The organism is Methylobacterium sp. CM6257 (assembly GCF_054611515.1).
Genome location: NZ_CM137735.1, coordinates 999,928 through 1,015,698, shown reverse-complemented (window position 1 = coordinate 1,015,698; position 15,771 = coordinate 999,928). Strand labels below are relative to the sequence as shown.

The 15,771-nt window shown below is 67.1% G+C and carries 16 protein-coding genes and 2 pseudogenes; 11 read left to right on the top strand and 7 right to left on the bottom strand.

The annotated features are described in order from the left end of the window. Nucleotides 1–11 precede the first annotated feature (11 nt). From ACYCO6_RS04865 to ACYCO6_RS04855, 3 genes are all read left to right on the top strand, one after another. On the top strand, nt 12–2,327 hold the full coding sequence (locus tag ACYCO6_RS04865; protein ID WP_459769827.1) for a heavy metal translocating P-type ATPase: 2,316 nt from the start codon (nt 12–14) through the stop codon (nt 2,325–2,327). A 7-nt stretch (nt 2,328–2,334) separates the two neighbouring features. Continuing rightward, a complete protein-coding gene (gene ccoS / locus ACYCO6_RS04860; protein ID WP_459769825.1) occupies nt 2,335–2,472 on the top strand; it encodes a cbb3-type cytochrome oxidase assembly protein CcoS in 138 nt (45 codons plus the stop codon). Nucleotides 2,473–2,617: 145 nt separating this feature from the next. Continuing rightward, complete coding sequence (locus ACYCO6_RS04855) at nt 2,618–2,881, top strand: hypothetical protein (protein ID WP_459769823.1); 264 nt, start codon at nt 2,618–2,620, stop codon at nt 2,879–2,881. Nucleotides 2,882–3,245: 364 nt separating this feature from the next. Here the strand turns inward: ACYCO6_RS04855 and ACYCO6_RS04850 are convergent, their stop codons facing one another. Further along, entirely contained in the window at nt 3,246–3,380 is a 135-nt protein-coding gene (locus ACYCO6_RS04850; RefSeq protein WP_459769822.1) for a hypothetical protein, read from the bottom strand. Nucleotides 3,381–3,631: 251 nt separating this feature from the next. Between ACYCO6_RS04850 and ACYCO6_RS04845 the strand changes: the two genes are divergently transcribed. Beyond that, nucleotides 3,632–4,039, top strand: a complete 408-nt coding sequence (locus ACYCO6_RS04845) for an amidohydrolase family protein (protein WP_459769820.1) — start codon at nt 3,632–3,634, stop codon at nt 4,037–4,039. 512 nt (nt 4,040–4,551) lie between these two features. On the opposite strand, the pseudogene ACYCO6_RS04840 reads toward ACYCO6_RS04845, so the two are convergent. Together ACYCO6_RS04840 and ACYCO6_RS04835 are read right to left on the bottom strand one after the other, a co-directional pair. Further along, nucleotides 4,552–5,603, bottom strand: a pseudogene (locus ACYCO6_RS04840) (LLM class flavin-dependent oxidoreductase). A gap of 4 nt (nt 5,604–5,607) precedes the next feature. Beyond that, a complete protein-coding gene (locus ACYCO6_RS04835) occupies nt 5,608–6,597 on the bottom strand; it encodes an aliphatic sulfonate ABC transporter substrate-binding protein (RefSeq protein WP_459769818.1) in 990 nt (329 codons plus the stop codon). Between the two features lie 514 nt (nt 6,598–7,111). On the opposite strand from ACYCO6_RS04835, the gene ACYCO6_RS04830 reads away from it, so the two are divergent. The 6 genes from ACYCO6_RS04830 to ACYCO6_RS04805 all read left to right on the top strand — a co-directional run bounded on the left by ACYCO6_RS04830 (nt 7,112) and on the right by ACYCO6_RS04805 (nt 11,053). Further along, complete coding sequence (locus tag ACYCO6_RS04830; protein WP_459769816.1) at nt 7,112–8,335, top strand: acyl-CoA dehydrogenase family protein; 1,224 nt, start codon at nt 7,112–7,114, stop codon at nt 8,333–8,335. Nucleotides 8,336–8,342: 7 nt separating this feature from the next. Next, nucleotides 8,343–8,516 (top strand): hypothetical protein, encoded by a 174-nt coding sequence (locus ACYCO6_RS04825; RefSeq protein ID WP_459769814.1) that lies wholly within the window; start codon nt 8,343–8,345, stop codon nt 8,514–8,516. Nucleotides 8,517–8,620: 104 nt separating this feature from the next. Next, nucleotides 8,621–8,914 carry a hypothetical protein gene (locus tag ACYCO6_RS04820; protein ID WP_459769812.1) on the top strand — a complete coding sequence of 98 codons (294 nt, stop codon included), beginning with the start codon at nt 8,621–8,623 and terminating at the stop codon, nt 8,912–8,914. A gap of 28 nt (nt 8,915–8,942) precedes the next feature. Further along, entirely contained in the window at nt 8,943–9,236 is a 294-nt protein-coding gene (locus tag ACYCO6_RS04815; protein WP_459769810.1) for a hypothetical protein, read from the top strand. A gap of 46 nt (nt 9,237–9,282) precedes the next feature. Then, complete coding sequence (gene soxC, locus ACYCO6_RS04810) at nt 9,283–10,524, top strand: sulfite dehydrogenase (RefSeq protein ID WP_459769808.1); 1,242 nt, start codon at nt 9,283–9,285, stop codon at nt 10,522–10,524. Next, nucleotides 10,511–11,053, top strand: a complete 543-nt coding sequence (locus ACYCO6_RS04805) for a c-type cytochrome (protein ID WP_459769806.1) — start codon at nt 10,511–10,513, stop codon at nt 11,051–11,053. The genes soxC and ACYCO6_RS04805 overlap by 14 nt, the downstream gene beginning before the upstream one ends. A 15-nt stretch (nt 11,054–11,068) precedes the next feature. On the opposite strand, the pseudogene ACYCO6_RS04800 reads toward ACYCO6_RS04805, so the two are convergent. Together ACYCO6_RS04800 and ACYCO6_RS04795 are read right to left on the bottom strand one after the other, a co-directional pair. After that, a pseudogene (locus ACYCO6_RS04800) lies at nt 11,069–11,716 on the bottom strand (transposase); the annotation flags it as partial. A gap of 880 nt (nt 11,717–12,596) precedes the next feature. Further along, a complete protein-coding gene (locus ACYCO6_RS04795) occupies nt 12,597–13,307 on the bottom strand; it encodes a L,D-transpeptidase (protein WP_459769804.1) in 711 nt (236 codons plus the stop codon). 391 nt (nt 13,308–13,698) lie between these two features. Between ACYCO6_RS04795 and ACYCO6_RS04790 the strand changes: the two genes are divergently transcribed. Continuing rightward, nucleotides 13,699–13,851 (top strand): hypothetical protein, encoded by a 153-nt coding sequence (locus ACYCO6_RS04790; protein ID WP_459769801.1) that lies wholly within the window; start codon nt 13,699–13,701, stop codon nt 13,849–13,851. Nucleotides 13,852–14,116: 265 nt separating this feature from the next. Here ACYCO6_RS04790 and ACYCO6_RS04785 read toward each other — a convergent pair whose 3' ends face one another. Beyond that, on the bottom strand, nt 14,117–14,428 hold the full coding sequence (locus ACYCO6_RS04785; protein WP_459769799.1) for a hypothetical protein: 312 nt from the start codon (nt 14,426–14,428) through the stop codon (nt 14,117–14,119). Nucleotides 14,429–14,865: 437 nt separating this feature from the next. Beyond that, nucleotides 14,866–15,768 (bottom strand): hypothetical protein, encoded by a 903-nt coding sequence (locus ACYCO6_RS04780; RefSeq protein ID WP_459769797.1) that lies wholly within the window; start codon nt 15,766–15,768, stop codon nt 14,866–14,868. Nucleotides 15,769–15,771 lie beyond the last annotated feature (3 nt).

Below are 15,771 nucleotides of genomic sequence, written 5' to 3'. Positions count from 1 at the left end.
GACATCCGCGCATGTGCTGCACCGACATGGCCCTTGCCTACATCGAGGCTCACGCCTCCTGGAGCGAGGCGAACACCAAGCCCTCCCTCGCCCGGGACTATGGCGCCTTCCTGTCGCGTCGCGCGGACGGCACGACACGCGCGGAGTTCGCGGTCGAGGGCGTGCGCTGTGCCGCGTGCATGGACGCCATCGAGCGTGGGCTGGCCCCCTTGCCGGGCATCGCATCCGCCCACCTGAATTTCTCGGACCGTCGGCTCGCGGTGACTTGGAAGGCGGAGGCAGTGGCCGACGTTACCGCAGTGCTGGCGGCGCTCGACGCGCTGGGCTTCAGGGCCCAGCCCTTCGATCCCGGCCGCCTTGCCGACGCGGAGGCAGCCGAGTCACGGCGCCTGATCCGCGCCTTGGCGGTCGCGGCCTTCGCGTCGATGAACGTGATGCTGCTCGCCGTCTCGGTCTGGGCCGGCAACGTCTCGGACATGACGCCCGAGAACCGGGACCTCTTCCACTGGATCCAGGCGGTCATCGCGCTACCGGCCGCAGCCTATGCCGGGCGGCCGTTCTACGAGGGCGCGTTCCGAGGCCTGCGAGCGGGTCGGGTAACGATGGACTTCCCGATCACGCTCGGCGTCGTCCTCACTCTGGTGATGTCCGTGGCCGAGACGCTTCAGGGTGCCCAGCACGCCTATTTCGACGGCGCCGTAATGCTGCTGTTCTTCCTGCTCATCGGGCGCGCCCTGGACCAGACCATGCGCCGACGCACGCGCGCCTTCGCGGAGAATCTCGCCGCCCTGCGCAGCGAGCGTGCGACCCGCGTCGCCGCGGACGGGAGCCTGCACGACGTGCCGCTCGCCGAGCTGGCGCCGGGCGCGCGGATTCTCGTCCGGCCGGGTGAGCGGGTGCCGGCCGACGGCGTCGTCGAGCACGGCATCTCCGAACTAGACCAGAGCTTGGTGACTGGGGAAACCACCGCGATCGTCGTGCGCGGCGGCGACAGGGTCTTCGCGGGCGCGCTCAACGGCGACGGCGCCCTGACCGTCACGGTCACGGCCGCGGCCGGCGCCAGTCTGCTCGACGAGGTGGAGGCCCTGATGCGACGCGCGCTGGAGGCCCGCTCGCGCGCCCTGGTTCTCGCCGACAAGGCGACGCGCCTGTACGTGCCGCTGGTCCACGCCGCGGCCGCGCTGACGCTCGTCGGCTGGCTCGCCGGAGGGGCCGGCTGGCACGCCGCACTCCTCGACGCTGTCGCCGTCCTGATCGTCACCTGCCCTTGCGCGCTCGGCCTCGCCATCCCGGCCGTGCAGGTCGTGGCGACCGGTGCCCTGTTCCGAGAGGGCGTGCTGCTCAACGACGGCACCGCCCTGGAGCGCTTCGCCGAGGTCGACACGGTCGTCTTCGACAAGACGGGCACGCTGACCCTGCCGGAGCCGGCCTTGTCGGACGGAACCTTCGAGCCCGTGGCGTTGGAGGCCGCGGCGCGGCTGGCTCTGTCGAGCCGGCACCCCCTGGCGGCGGCCCTCGCGGCGGCCGCCGGAGGCGCGGAGCCGTTCCCGGGTGCGCAGGAGGTGGCGGGACTCGGCGTGCGCGCCGTCGTCGACGGGGTCGAGCTGCGCCTCGGCTCGGCCCGATTCTGCGGCGCCGAGGCTCAGGCCGAAGCGATGCTCGAATCCGACCCGGAGGCCTCCGTCATCTGCTTCCGGATGGGATCCGGGACCCCGGTAGCGTTTCCCGTACGCCAGGCCTTGCGGCCCGACGCCTGCGGCGTCGTCGCAGCGCTCGCGAGGACAGGCCACCGCGTCGTGATCCTGTCGGGGGACCGCGCTCCCGCCGTGGAGGCGGTCGCCCGCCGGCTCGGAGTCACCGCATGGGAGGCCGGCCTGACTCCCCAGGACAAGATCGCCCGCATCGAAACCCTACGGGCCGCCGGCCGCCGTGTGCTGATGGTCGGCGACGGCCTCAACGACGCGCCCGCGCTCGCCGCCGCGCACGCCTCACTCTCGCCGGTAACCGCCGCCCATGTCAGCCAGGCCGCAGCCGACGCGCTGTTCCTGGGCCGAGGTCTCGCTCCGGTGCTGGCGGTCCTCGCCACCGGACGGCGGGCGCGGCGTCTTATGCTGCAGAACCTCTGGTTCTCGGCAGCCTACAACGGGCTGGCGGTTCCGCTGGCGGCCGCCGGGCTCCTGACGCCGCTGATCGCGGCGCTCGCGATGTCAGGTTCGTCCGTCGTGGTCACGGCGAACGCCCTGCGCGCCCGCCTCGGGACGGCGGCCCCCGCGGCGCCGGTCGCGAGCCGACCGGCCGCGGCTGGCGCCGTCGCCAGAGCAGCGTGAGGCCGCGATGAACGTTCTCCTCCTCGTCATCCCGATCGCCCTCGGGCTCGGTACGCTCGGCCTGGCCGCTTTCCTCTGGGCGCTGCGCACCGGGCAGTACGACGACATCGAAGGCGCCGAGTACCGCGCGCTCCGCGATGACTGACAGCGCGTCCGTATCGGCGGGACGGATCATCAGCCCGAACCCGCACCAGGCCTGGGACGTGGCGGGGCCGGGCGGCCGCTGAGGCCTGCGATTGCCAGATCTTGCCTGAATATCGGAGATCTCCGGGCAAGTCTGGGAGCGCTTCATGAACATCGATCCGCTGATCGCGGCGGGTGTGGTCGCCGCCACCGCCATCACCGATGCCGCGTACGTCTTCTTCAACGCCGCCGTGGCTGCCCGTCGGCGGATCCCGGCCGCGAACTGGAGCGCGTGTTGGTACCTGCTGTCCGCCTTCGCGGTCATCAACTACACGGAAAACGCCGTGTACGTGGCCTTTGCGGCGCTCGGCTCCTGGCTGGGCGCCTACGCGTCCGTCACGTGGCTCGTGCGTCCCGCGGCTCCGCGATAACGTGCCCGCGGGTGCTAGTACGCCGTTTGGTGTGCGGTAGTGGCCTGTACGCAACTGCGCACGGCCTGCCACATTGTGTAAGCACAGCCGTTCGGCATCCTAAGGCTCCTCATGCTCCTGCTCACATCTGTGGTGGCGGGCACTTTCGTGCTCGCCGGATCGTTCTCGCTCATCGCTCTACTGGCCGATTAAGGCAGACAGCTTTCAACGACGTTCACGGTTCCCAGTCTTCGTTCACTCCCGGTGCAGCAGGTCGACCTGCCTGCTGCAACCGGCCTGTGCCGGCATTTTGGCTCGGCGGGCCATCCAGGAACGCGCGGAGCTGATCCGCCCAATGATCGGCGTCAAAGACGCCGACGTGCCCTCAGCCGCCCGGCAGCAGTGTGAACTTGTCTGAGGCGAGGTGCTCCACGGTCTCGCGGGTGATAGGCAGCTGCGCCGAGTTAGCTTGGTCATCCATGAAGTTGACCGACGGCATCGGCGCATTGATGCGGCTCACGTCAGGCCCGGGGTCGTAGTCGACCGAAATTCTGGAGTCGTACAGCGCGTTCCCGATACTGCGCCGTCAGTTCGTGCTCATAGGCCAGCGTTCTGGCCGGGTCCGCCCGGCGACCTAAGAGCAAGCCGGCGTGTTCGACCCGGGGGTGTCGGCCAAGGCGCTGGAAAGCGCCGTTCGACAGATCGGGCAGCGGCCCTGGCACCTGCAGTTCTACTCCCGGTTGTCGGTTATCACCCCCCCTGAAGCAGCAGTTGTCCGCCTTGGCGGTCCCGGTGGTGTTCGACCATGTCGCCGGCGCGCCGGCAGCTCTCGGGCCCAATCAGCCGGGCTTCGGCGATGTGCTCGACCGCGTGCGCAGCGGAAAGGCCTGGGTGAAGCCGCCGGGCGCCTATCGTGCCTCGAGCAAGGCGCTCGACTATCCCGACATGTTGCCGCTGGCAGGCGCACTCGTCGCTGCGAACCCGGAGCGGCTTGTCTGGGGCAGCGACTGGCCGCACCCGGACAGCACGCTGCGACCCGACCGCAAGCCGACGGATCTCACACCAGCCCAGAACGTCTACGACGTTCGCTTGCTGGATCTGCTCGCCGCGTGGGTGCCAGACCGTGCGACGCGGGATAGGATCCTCGTAGAGAATCCTAAACGGCTCTACGACTTCTGAGCAGATGGCGCGTCGCGTGGCCGCTCAGTCTGCCGCGCCCGCGACGTCTGCCGCGCCCGCGACGCGCGCGGGAGGGCGGGCACTGTTAATCCGGGAGGTCTGAACGGCTCGGTCGAGCTGCGCTCGAGCCATACCGCCGGCGAGCGCTATGAGACCGGCGAGTATGAGCCCAATCAAGGCTCGAGGGCGTTGAACGGCCGGTAGTCGATCCGGTCGTTGATCGCCGGCGTGTCGGCCAGGAAGATCGCGTCGAGCTTGCCCCGCTCGGCGACGCGGGCGACGCGCGAAATGGTCGGTATCGATGAACGCGTCCGGCCGGCTGTCCGGCAACCGCCACGCGGACGGGTAGACGCCGGAATGCAGCAGGTTGACGTTGAGATGCAGCGTGCGTCCGCGCATCGGGATCTCCCGGAGCGCTCCCCGCCGGAATGGACACCGGTTCGACGTCAGAGAGCGCGTTCAACAAGGCTGAGAGCCGCTCCGACCGCGAATCGGTCGGAACGGCGTGAAGATCAGCGGACGCGCGGCAGAACCTGCTCGGCGAAACGGCGCATCTCGGCCTCGAAGGGCTGGAACTGCAGCATGAACAGCTCGATACCGGCCGCGTGGAACGCGCGGATCCGCTCCGCCACGGTGGCGTAGCTGCCCACCAGCCCGGCCGCCGTGCCGCCGTTCGTGCCGACATGCCGGCTGGAGGCCGCGTCGGTCTTGGCGAACATCACGCTCGCCGCATCGGTGCGGGCGCGGGTGTCGGCGCGGAGCGCCGCGTCGCGCTGCGCCAGGGCGAGGAGCCGTGCGTGCTCGGCCTGCGCTTCCGCGTCGGTGGCCCGGGCGATCACGAAGGCCGAGAGGCCGTAGCGTAGCGGACCGTTGGCCGCCGGGCGCCGGGCGACGTCGGCGATCAGCGCCGCGACAGCGTCGAGCGGCTGGCCGTTGATGAACCAGACATCCGCATGGTCGGCGGCCAGCGCCCGGGCCGGCTCCGACTCGCCACCGAGGTAGATAGTCGGCCGCGGCCGGAACGTGTCGGCGGGGCGGAGCTGGTAATCCTCGACCCGAAAATGCGCCCCGCGAAGGTGACGCGCTCGCCGCGCATCAGTCGCTCCACGAGGCCGATCCACTCGCGGCCGTAGGCGTAGCGGTCGTCGTGAGCCGGGAACGGCAGGCCGGCCTGCTCGAACTCCGCCCTGTTCCAGGCATTCACGAGGTTAAGGGCGAAGCGGCCGCCGCTGATGTGCTCGATCTGGAGCGCCATCTTGGCGAGCACCACCGGATGGTAGAGCCCCGGCTTGATCGCCGCGATGATCTCGATGCGGCGGGTGAGCGCCGCGAGCGCCGACGCCCCCGTCCAGGCCTCGAGTTGGTCGCGCGCGGCGTCGTAGGGATTCATGGTGTGCTGGGCGACGAGCACCGAGTCGAAGCCCAGGGCCTCCGCCTCCAGCACTAGGGCGCGGTTGCGCTCCCAGCTGGCATCGTCCGGCTCGTCGGGATCGTGATGGGAGGCCCGGGAGCCGTGCACGGCGGCCCAGACACCGAAGCGTAGCGCGTTGATCGGTCCGGCCATGGCCTCAGCCCCGCCCCACGGGCGCCTGCCAGATCGACACGTCGGTGGCGTCGATCCGGCGGGGGATGAGCTTGGCCTCGTAGAACACGTCGGCGATGGCCTGCTGCTCGCCGAGCTGGGCGCGCTCCACGGGCTCCACCGCGTAGGTCCGGCGGCTGTTGGCAGCGGCCACGACCGCGGGGGGCAGGTCGCCCCAGATCGGGGCGAGGAGCGCCACCGCCGCCTCCGGGTTTGCCCGCATCCAGGCGCCCGCCTCGACCAGCGCCCGGTAGACCGCAGCGACGACCTCCGGCTGCGCGGCGACGAAGCTGTCGTTGACGAGGTAGTAGCGGTGGTAGCTCGTCAGCCCGGCGGCGTCGGCGATGACCCGCACGGGCCGCTTGGCCTCCGCGAAGGCGAGGAACGGGTCCCAGATCGACCAGGCGTCGAGACTGCCCTGCTCGAAAGCGGCCGCGCCTTCCGGCGCCTGAAGATAGGCGGGCTTGATGTCGGCGAAGCTGAGGCCCGCGCGCTTCAGCGCTGCGGCGAGCACGTAATGACTGCCCGAGCCCCGGGACACCCCGACCGTGCGGCCCTTGAGGTCGGCGACCGTGCGGATCGGCGAATCCGCGGGGACGATGATCGCCTCGGCGGCCGGCGCGCCGCGCTCGCGGGCGTAGAAGGTCAGCGGCGCCCTGGCGGCCTGCGTGAAGATCGGCACCGCGTCGGCGACGTCGGCGTGGATGTCCACGGCGCCCGCCGTCATGGGCTCGATCACGCTGGTAAAGAGGTGCCAGCTCGGCGTGAAGCCCAGGGGCGCCAAGCGCTCGGCGAGCGTTCCCTTCATCTTCAGGACGGTGAACAGCACCGAGGAACGCTGCATGCTGATCTTCACCTCGCGGGGGCCCGCGTGCACCGCCGGAGCGCCCAGGGCCACGGCGGCGGCCCCGCCGAGCCCGACGCGCAGGAGCGCGCGACGGGACGGGCTAAACCGGCACAGGGAGTCGTCAATCATCACGCGCTCGCGGATCGAATGGCCTGTTGGGAATGAGCGTCGGAGACGCGGAGGCCGCCAGATCCTTCGAGGATCCGCGCCGCATCTCGACCATTCCTATTGAAATCCAGCATTGATCGTCGGATCAATGGAACAGTTTCCCTATTTTGAAGATGAATGTGGAAGCACGTTTCCGAATAACCACAACGATAGAAAGTTTGCTACTCTATGCTGCAGCAATCCTGGGCGCGCATCCGCATCGCGCCTCCGACTTGCGGCGATGATGGTCGTAATAGCGTCGTTCCGGAACATCGATCACTCATACACGCGCACCGGGGTCGCAATGACCGACCTGTGGAACAGTCTTTCTACCCATGACACGTTTGAACAACGAAAGTTCTTGCCAACCGCGCGTAGCGAGACGAGGCTTCTAAAAGGTCAATGGCGATCGGATTCAGCTTGAGATTGGACGACAACTCATTGATTCCATGAACATACCCCTCGGGGCGATCATCTGAGTCGGGAATACGAAGCCATGTCGCACACGGATGCGGGCTGGGGCGCGGGCCCGAGCGGGCGTTACGAGACGCTGGCGGACCGGTTTCGCCCGGTCTTCGCCGAGATCCGCGCCACCGCGGTAGAGCGGGATCGCACGCGCGGCCTACCCCATGCCGAGATCGGCTGGCTGCGTGAGGCCAGATTCACCACCCTGCGGCTCGCCCCGGAGGATGGCGGCCACGGCGCCAGCCTGCCCGAGCTGTTCGCGCTCCTGATCGAGCTGTCACAGGCGGATTCGAACGTCACCAACGCGTTGCGGGCGCATTTCGGCTTCACCGAGGACGCGCTCTGCGCATCCTCCATCGACTGGCGTGCCTCCTGGATCGCTCGGATCGGCGCCGGCGAGACGGTCGGCAGCGGCGTCTCGGAGATCGGGCCAGCCAAGGTCGGCGCATTCGACACGGTGGTCCGGCGCCGGGACGGCGAGCTCGTTGTCGATGGCCAGAAATACTACACCACCGGCTCACTGTTCGCGGACTACATCCATCTCTCCGCCGAGGACGAAGCGGGCCGCGCGGTGACCGCGGCAGTGCCGGTCCGGGCGCCGGGCGTGACCATCGTCGACGATTGGGACGGGTTCGGGCAGGCGCTGACCGCCAGCGGCACCGCGACCTTCGACGGCGTAGCGCTCGACCCAGGCCTCATCAAGCCCGATCCGGCCCGCTTTCCCTACGCCATGGCGTTCTTCCAGCTCGTGCATCTGGCGACGCTCGCAGGCATCGGCCGGGCGGCGGCCGAGGACGTGGCGCGGCTGGTGGCCGAGCGCACCCGGGTCTACAGCCACGGCACTGCCGGGCGCGCGGCGGACGATCCGCAGGTCCAGGCTGTGGTGGGCCGGGTCCGGGGGAGCGCCTACGCGGCCGGCGCCGTGGTGCTGAAGAGCGCCGAAGCGCTTCAGCGGGCCTGCGCGGCGCATCTGGCCGGCGACGAGCCGGCGGCGGACCGGGCGACGACGCTCGCCGATGTCGAGGTCCACCAGGCGGTGAGTGTGGTGACGGACCTCGTGCTGCAGGCGACGACGACGTTGTTCGACGCGCTCGGAGCCTCAGCGGTGAAGGCGGACCTCGGCCTCGACCGCTACTGGCGCAACGCCCGAACGATCACGTCTCACAACCCGCGAATCTACCGGGACCGGATCGTCGGGGCCTTCGCCATCACAGGCGCGCCGCCGCCGCGGCAGTACCGCGTCGGGTCGTCGTGAGGCGACGATGCCGCGCCACGGCCGTATGCGCCTCGGCGCCTTCCTGTGTCCCGGCGGCCACCACGTCGCCGCCTGGCGGCAGCCCGGCCGCTTCTTCGAGCCGGACAGGCTTCGACTCCTCTCCCACGAGGGCGAGCATTGTTCGATCTGCGGCTCGCTCAAGATCCCGCGCCCGCCGTAGGAGCATCCGGCGGGTGGTGCAGGCCGGCTCGTCGGAGGCCGAAGGCGCTCGCCGCCCGCACCGCGGAGGTGATCTTCACGGTCCAGCAGACCCAGGACGACGCAGTGGCATTCTACGCTGACGTGAAAAGCCGGATGAGCCGCCACAACCTTGACCCGGGCCGCCTCAAGATCATGCCCTGCGCCTTGCCGGTGGTCGGCCGGAGCGAAGCGGAGGCGCCGGACAAGTTCGCCGTCCTGCGGGAGTTGATCCACCCCGTCGTCGGCCCCTCGCTCCTGGAACAGCTCACCGGCGCCGACCTGTCGGCCTATACGGATGATGCGCCCGTGCCCGAGCTGCCGGAGACCAACGGCGGCAAGGGCCGTCAGGAGCTCTTCCTCCGGGTCGCGCGGCGCTAGCGCCTGACCAGCCGCGAACTGTAACTGCGTGCGGCCAGCGCCCGCGGCCACTGGGTTGATCGTCGGGACGCCCGGGCAGATCGCCGACGCTCTGCAGGATCGCTTTGACGCCTCCGGCGCAGGCGGCTTCAACATCATGCCCCTGACGCTCCCCGGCGGGCTCGACGATCTCGCCGCGCCCGTGATCCCGGAATTGCAGCGCAGGGGGCTGTTCCGGCAGGACTACGAAGGGCGTACGCTGCGGGAGAATCTCGGCCTGCCCCGGCCCGCGGACCGCTTCTCCGCGCCGATTGGGGCTGGCTCCGGACGGTGCCTCGCATGATGCGGGGCTCGGTCAGGCTAGCGGGACGAGGCTGGAGGGCGATGCGATGAGCCACGATGATGAACCGCCGGCTCGCCGGCGCTTCCTCATGCAGGGCGCGGCGGCCGCAGCGGGCGTCCTGGCGGGGGGACGCGCGCGAGCGAAGGAAGCGGCGCCCCCGGGCATTCCAGAATGGATGAAGGTCCCGGGCGCGGATGTCGGCAGCCAGACCTACGGTCTGCCCTCGCGCTTCGAAGGCGGCGTGATCCGCAACGTGCCGAAGGGCCTTACGCAGTACACCTCCGCGTCGAGTCGCACGCCGCTGCAGGATCTCGACGGCATCCTCACGCCCAACGGCCTGTTCTACGAGCGCCACCACGGCGGCATCCCGGACATCGACCCCGCCCGGCATCGGCTGATGATCCACGGCCTCGTCGAGACGCCCCTGATCCTCACCCTGGACGACATCCGCCGCTTTCCGTCCGAATCCCACATCTACTTCCTCGAATGTTCGGGCAATCCGGGATTCGAGGCCATCAAGGGTCGGACTGCGTCGGATCTCGTCGGCTTGGTCAGCTGCGCGGAGTGGACCGGCGTCCGGCTCGCGACGATCCTTGCGGAGGCCGGGCTCAAACCGGAGGCGAAGTGGGTCGTGGCGGAGGGGGCGGATTCCGCCGCGATGACCCGCAGCATCCCGATTGCGAAGTGCCTCGACGACGCCCTGCTGGTCTATAGCCAGAACGGTGAGCGGCTACGCCCGCAGCAGGGCTATCCGCTTCGGGTGTTCCTACCCGGTTTCGAGGGCAACATGAGCGTGAAGTGGCTGCGCCGCCTCAACGTGACAGCGGAGCCGGCTTATTCCCGCGAGGAGACATCGAAGTACACCGACCTGATGCCCGACGGCACCGCGCGGCAATTCACCTTCGTCATGGAGGCGAAATCGATCATCACGCGGCCCTCCGGGACACAGCGGATCGAGCCCGGCTTCCACGAGATCACGGGCATCGCCTGGACCGGGCGCGGGCGGATTCACGGCGTGCAGGTCTCGACCGATGCGGGGCGGACTTGGCAGGACGCGGCTCTGCAGGAGCCGGTCCTGACCCGGGCGCTGACCCGTTTTCGCCTGCCCTGGACCTGGGATGGGACGCCGACAACCATCGCGAGCCGGGCGATCGACGAGACCGCCTACGTCCAGCCGAGCTTCGACGACCTGACGACGGTGCGTGGCCTCAAATCCTTCTACCACAACAACGCGGTAGTGCCCTGGCGCATCGCTGCGGACGGCGAGGTCATCAATGGCTACGCGTAACACCCGCGCGTTCGCTGCCGCGTTCCTCCTGCTCGGTCTCGCCGAGGCGGCGCAAGCCGCGGAGCGCTTCGGGATCGGCCGGCCGGCGACCGAGGCCGAGATCGCCGCCTGGAACATCGACATCGACCGCGACGGACGGAAGCTGCCGCCGGGTCGCGGCAGCGTCGCCCAGGGTCGCGCGGTGTTCGACGCGCAATGCGCGTCCTGTCACGGCGGCCGGGGGGAAGGCGGGACCGGGGAACGGCTCGTCGGCGGGCAGGGTACGCTCGCCTCGGCGAAGCCGGTCAAGACCGTCGGCAGCTTCTGGCCCTACGCGCCGACCCTGTTTGACTACATCCGGCGGGCGATGCCGATGAACGCCCCACAATCGCTCAGCGATGACGATGTCTACGCGGTCTCGGGCTACGTCCTTCACCTGAACGGGCTCGTCCCGGAGGGGGCCGTTCTCGATGCGGCCACTCTGGCGGCCGTCCGCATGCCGAACCGCGACGGGTTCGTCCCGGATCCCAGGCCGGATGTGAAACCCTGACGGGAGCGAAGGGGAACTCTCGGCGAGCGCGATGGGGTTGAACTCGGGGCTGTAGGGCGGGAGGAAGAGCAGCCGGGCTCCGGTTGCCTTGATGGCAGCGTGCACGGCTGCTCCCTTGTGGCTGTCCAGATTGCCCATGTCCACGATGGCTCCAGGGGCGAGTTCCGGCACCAGCACATGATCGACGTAGGCCTGGAAAGTCTTACGGTTGATTGGTCCGACCAGCACGAACGGCGCGGCCATCCCGGACAGGCGTAGACCCGCCACGAACGTCGTAATCTGCCAACGGCCCTGCGACACGGCGGAGCGTGGGCACTCGCCTCGGGCACAGCGCCCGCGCGTGCGGGTCATGTCGGTGGCCGTTCATGGCTCGTCGATGAACACCGGCCGCGCCGGGTCGAGATCGGGCTGCGCCTCGAAACACGCCTGGCGCGCCGCCCCCACATCCGGGCGGTCCTTTTTAGCGGTTGAGATCGCGCGCCTTGAGACAGCGCAAACACGTGCCAAACCCCACCGTCAGATCTGATCCTCGCGAAGGCCGGTGCGCATCTCTTCGAGGATAATGACCTCCCGTTCTGCGATCCACTCGCGCAGGAGAGCCTCATGCGGGTCGAGCTTCGGGCGGCGCGGTCGGCGCTGCGGGCGAGCCGCCCAATGCCCGGACGGACCATGCCGCGGACGAACAGGCGATAGTAGTTCCAGCGTCTGAGGTTTGGTAATTAATGCGGCCGCGGCATGGGGCACCAGAGATAGGAGAGGCCGATGCTTGGACTGTCACTCGTCACGGCCCTGTCGCTCAATCACATGGCTCACTCTTGGTATCCGCAGGAGTGTTGTTCCGATAGAGATTGCGCCCCGGTTGAGGACGTCGAAGTCGTCGAGGGCGGCTACCGAACACAGGGATTGTTCGTTCCGAGTGGCCGTGCTCGTCCCAGCCTCGATGCTCGCTACCACCTTTGCCGATACCACAACTACGTGATCTGCTTCTTTGTCCCTCTGAATGGTTGAAGCCGGCCGGTGCAAGACCAGGCTGCCGGGAGCAGAGCGGACTTTGCGCCTTTGCCGTGAGTGTCCCTCAAAGATGCACCTGTACCGCTGCGTATGAATTCGGGCACTCGCCGAAGCCGCTCGAAGCTTATTTAGAAGGCCTCCCCGGATTGAGGAAGAGGCAGGGAACTTCGTGTGCTGGCGCCTGCGGAACAGCGACGTCATCACTTCCTGTCGCATCCTCGCCGACCTGCTGAGTGAGCTGTCCGGTGAGTCGGACTCGATTGCAATGGACCTCTTCGTTGGCAACAGGTCTGCAATCGAGGACGCCGCGCGAGAGCGCTACGGCACCCCTGTTCCGAGTGCAGGACGGTAAGACGGCCGAGTTCATCAAGGCGTGGAACAAGCTGCCGATGTGGGAGCAGTGCGACTGGCCGGTCGAGAAGTGCCTGACGGGCACATAGGAGTCTGGCGCGCTGCTGACATGCCGCGGCAGACTGTCCGGCCCGACACGATTCCTGGACCGCCATGATGCCAGCGATGACGGCTACTTTGCCTACGCGGTCAAGACGATTACCTTCGTCTTGACCGGCGTTCGTGCGTATAGGTGGATCATGTCCTGACTGAGCAAACCGACACAGCCGCTCGTAATACCCGTGCCGATCGATTCGGGATCGCTGCTCGCGTAGATCGTATAGAGCGTATAGGCGCCGTTCTTGTAAAGATGAAGGGTCCGGGCGCCGAGCGGGTTGTCGAGGCCGCCCGGCATACCGTGGGCATATTTGGCGGCCTCGGGCTGACGCCGGATCATCTCCTTGGGCGGCGTCCAAGTCGCCCATTCGGACTTGCGGCCGACATAAGCGTCACCGTTCCATAAAAATCCGTCACGGCCAACATTGGCGCCGTAGCGGGTCGCCGACCCGTCGCCCTCGATACGGTAAACATAAAATTTGCTGGGATCGACGATGATCGTGCCCGGCGCTTCCTTGGACTCGTAACGAACCGTCCGGCGATAATACTTTGGATCGACCTTGCTGATGTCGACTGCCGGGATCGGAAATTTCTCGTCTGGCATCGGCCCATAGATCTTCGCCGCCTCGGCAAGGATCAAGCCGTCGGATGTCGCACAACCGCCAAGTCCGAGGGCGCCGACACCGAGAGCCGAGCCGACTAGAAACGACCTGCGGTCGAGAAGCCGTGCACGCTGGTTGAGCTTAGCGGTCTCGCCCACCGCACTGGTATCGGCATTCGCAACGTCGCTTATCATGGTTCTGGACTTCCCATGTCCTGCAGCGCGATGTGAGGACGCTCCGGTCTAGAACCGTTGCGCGTACTGCTAAGCTGGGATTGCCCGTACCCGGCGCGACTGGCAAGCTCGGCTTTGCCACATCGAGAGCAGGCGGATTGCGTCGAGAGTGTGACCGATACCGCTTTGTGTCCGAGATTGTTCTCGGGAAGCTTGTTTTGGGTGCTCCCGTAGAGGAGGACCATCCTCGAACCGCGCATCAACTTGTCCTTACGGAGCGATGCAGAGTTTCTTCGCCTCCGCGTCGGCCTTCGAGATTCAGTCGCGTTGGACTCCACCGCGGCAACAGGCGTGAGGCAATTGGCTCGGATCGGGCCGGGAGCTGCCGGTCCGCTTCGGGGCGGGCAAGGCGGTGGACGGGGAAAGGGCGAAGGTCGCCAGGGGGCTGGCCGTGGTCGCCGAGCATGTGCGGGATCTGCGCAGGATCGGCTGGGGGACCGCCTCGGCCGCGCTGCTGGTCTTCGGTAGAATCATCCTGGCGAATGTCGGGCTGTCGACGCGCTGAACGGGTATTTCGGACATCGGCCACCACTCAACGTGCGGGTCGACTCAAGCCGAGATCTTCGTCTCCATCGGACACGCAAGTGTAACGCCGTTGTGACCAGCGGGCGACGCGCGGCTGGCATTCTGTGCCACCCGTGCGGCCGTAGAGCGAAGCTGGCGAAGGGATCGCTCCTGCATTCCCCCGAAGCAGACCCACCTCAGCTCGCCCGGTTCGCTGCGGCGAGCCGTTTTGTTCGCCGGGACCGCTGGCAATGCGATCGAAGGGCTTAGTACCGGACGGCGCGGAAGGCACTGCCGCCGCGGCCCACGACACTCTGGATCACGTCCTTGGTCGACGGACTGAGACCACCATCGCCGCGCAGGCGGCGTCCATCCGCCCGTTCGAGGCGCGCAACGTCGTCGGAGCAGCGATCGAGCGCATCGTGGACTCGGGATGACAGGGGCAGGCCCCGTTGGGCCGCGGTGCCGCCCATCTCGAATCGCAGGCAGGACGCCAGGTAGCCTTTCAGGTCGTCGAAGGCGGCGGCTTGGGCGCTCGACGTGAGAAGGACGAGCAGCAACGCGGATCGGGCGAGCATCGGGCGCTCCAGGCAAGATCGGACCATGCAGCCAACGCGCCACGTCTGCGAGCAGTTCAGCGCCGACGCATTCCGGCACGGCTGGTCGGCAATCGAGCCGTTTGGCGGCTATCAAAACGGGGGACCCTGCGTTTGGATTATTGCGGCGCCCTGATAATCCACCGGACGCTGGCACGCGGCGTCGAGGGCACCGCGTGCTGTTCGATCAAACCTCCGTCTAGCGCAACCGACAAGGTCAGGAATGGGGCAGTCCGATCCGGGGCCTCGCTGCGACGGTCCGCCGACGCGCGCCGCTCACTGAGCATGCCCTTACGGCGTTGATTGAACTATCGGCGCCAGCCACGGGTCAGCCGTCTTGGCTCGCCGCAGGACTGAACGTTTTACCTCCGGGAGCTGTATTCTGGTCGTTCGCTCGCAAATTTGCGCAAGCGCTCAGCCTAATCTGGATGAGCAGTCCACATATCGGATCGGATATAAGAAAAAGATGCCTGCCTCGATGCAAACAGCTGCACATCATCGGCGCCCTCGATACGGTCTCTCCAACACGACAGCAGACGCTGCTCGATGCGAGCGAACTCCTGGATTTCGTAGTTGAGGCAAAATTCTCCTACAAAGCGGGACGATAATTCAGAGACCGCAAAGCGTATTAGATGAACGTCCGGCGATTGGATGACGCCAGCGCCCCAGAATCCATGCATATTCCAAAAGCGAATCAGCTCACAATCGATGTAATCGTAAGACCGTTTGGTAACACGCGCACTTTCGCTGGAGAGATCAAGGTCGAGCATGTCAGCCGCAAACTGGATCGTCACGTCTGGAATCTGATCAAATAAGAAAATCCGGATGGCCTCCCTACCGAAATACTTCGCCCAGGCACCGAGCAACACATCCGGAATGAGCAAATGCAAATGCTGCGGCATCAGGATGCAATCGAGTACGAACTCTAAGAACGACTGCGTGCTTCCATGTTTTATTTTCTCCTGCCACCAGGGATGCAGCAACGTCAGGACATTCCTCTGGTAGAAGACAATGGAAATATCGGCTTGCGGAAGAGCATCTCGAATGCTCGCCAAGGCCCCCTCACCCAGATAACAGAGCTCTTCGCTCGACAGTACGCACGTTTTGTCCGCCCGTTTCAAGTCTAAGAGCATCTCTTTGAAGGCCGGATGCCGCGGTTCGCCCGCCATCTGCGCAAACGTGTGCTGCCCGGTCTCATTGTGATTAGTGAATGGATAAATGAATTTTGCGTCTTCAACTCTAGACTCGCAGTACAACATTTTCTGAATAGACGTCGTTCCAGTTTTATGCGGGCCAATATGCAATATGAATTTTGCAGCCATCGT

Excerpts from the sequence above, each read along its gene's own strand:
- ACYCO6_RS04865 (WP_459769827.1), top strand. The coding sequence starts at position 12 with ATGTGCTGCACCGACATGGCCCTTGCCTACATCGAGGCTCACGCCTCC.
- ccoS (WP_459769825.1), top strand. The coding sequence starts at position 2,335 with ATGAACGTTCTCCTCCTCGTCATCCCGATCGCCCTCGGGCTCGGTACG.
- ACYCO6_RS04855 (WP_459769823.1), top strand. The coding sequence starts at position 2,618 with ATGAACATCGATCCGCTGATCGCGGCGGGTGTGGTCGCCGCCACCGCC.
- ACYCO6_RS04835 (WP_459769818.1), bottom strand. The coding sequence starts at position 6,597 with ATGATTGACGACTCCCTGTGCCGGTTTAGCCCGTCCCGTCGCGCGCTC.
- ACYCO6_RS04830 (WP_459769816.1), top strand. The coding sequence starts at position 7,112 with ATGTCGCACACGGATGCGGGCTGGGGCGCGGGCCCGAGCGGGCGTTAC.
- ACYCO6_RS04825 (WP_459769814.1), top strand. The coding sequence starts at position 8,343 with ATGCCGCGCCACGGCCGTATGCGCCTCGGCGCCTTCCTGTGTCCCGGC.
- soxC (WP_459769808.1), top strand. The coding sequence starts at position 9,283 with ATGAGCCACGATGATGAACCGCCGGCTCGCCGGCGCTTCCTCATGCAG.
- ACYCO6_RS04805 (WP_459769806.1), top strand. The coding sequence starts at position 10,511 with ATGGCTACGCGTAACACCCGCGCGTTCGCTGCCGCGTTCCTCCTGCTC.
- ACYCO6_RS04795 (WP_459769804.1), bottom strand. The coding sequence starts at position 13,307 with ATGATAAGCGACGTTGCGAATGCCGATACCAGTGCGGTGGGCGAGACC.
- ACYCO6_RS04785 (WP_459769799.1), bottom strand. The coding sequence starts at position 14,428 with ATGCTCGCCCGATCCGCGTTGCTGCTCGTCCTTCTCACGTCGAGCGCC.
- ACYCO6_RS04780 (WP_459769797.1), bottom strand. The coding sequence starts at position 15,768 with ATGGCTGCAAAATTCATATTGCATATTGGCCCGCATAAAACTGGAACG.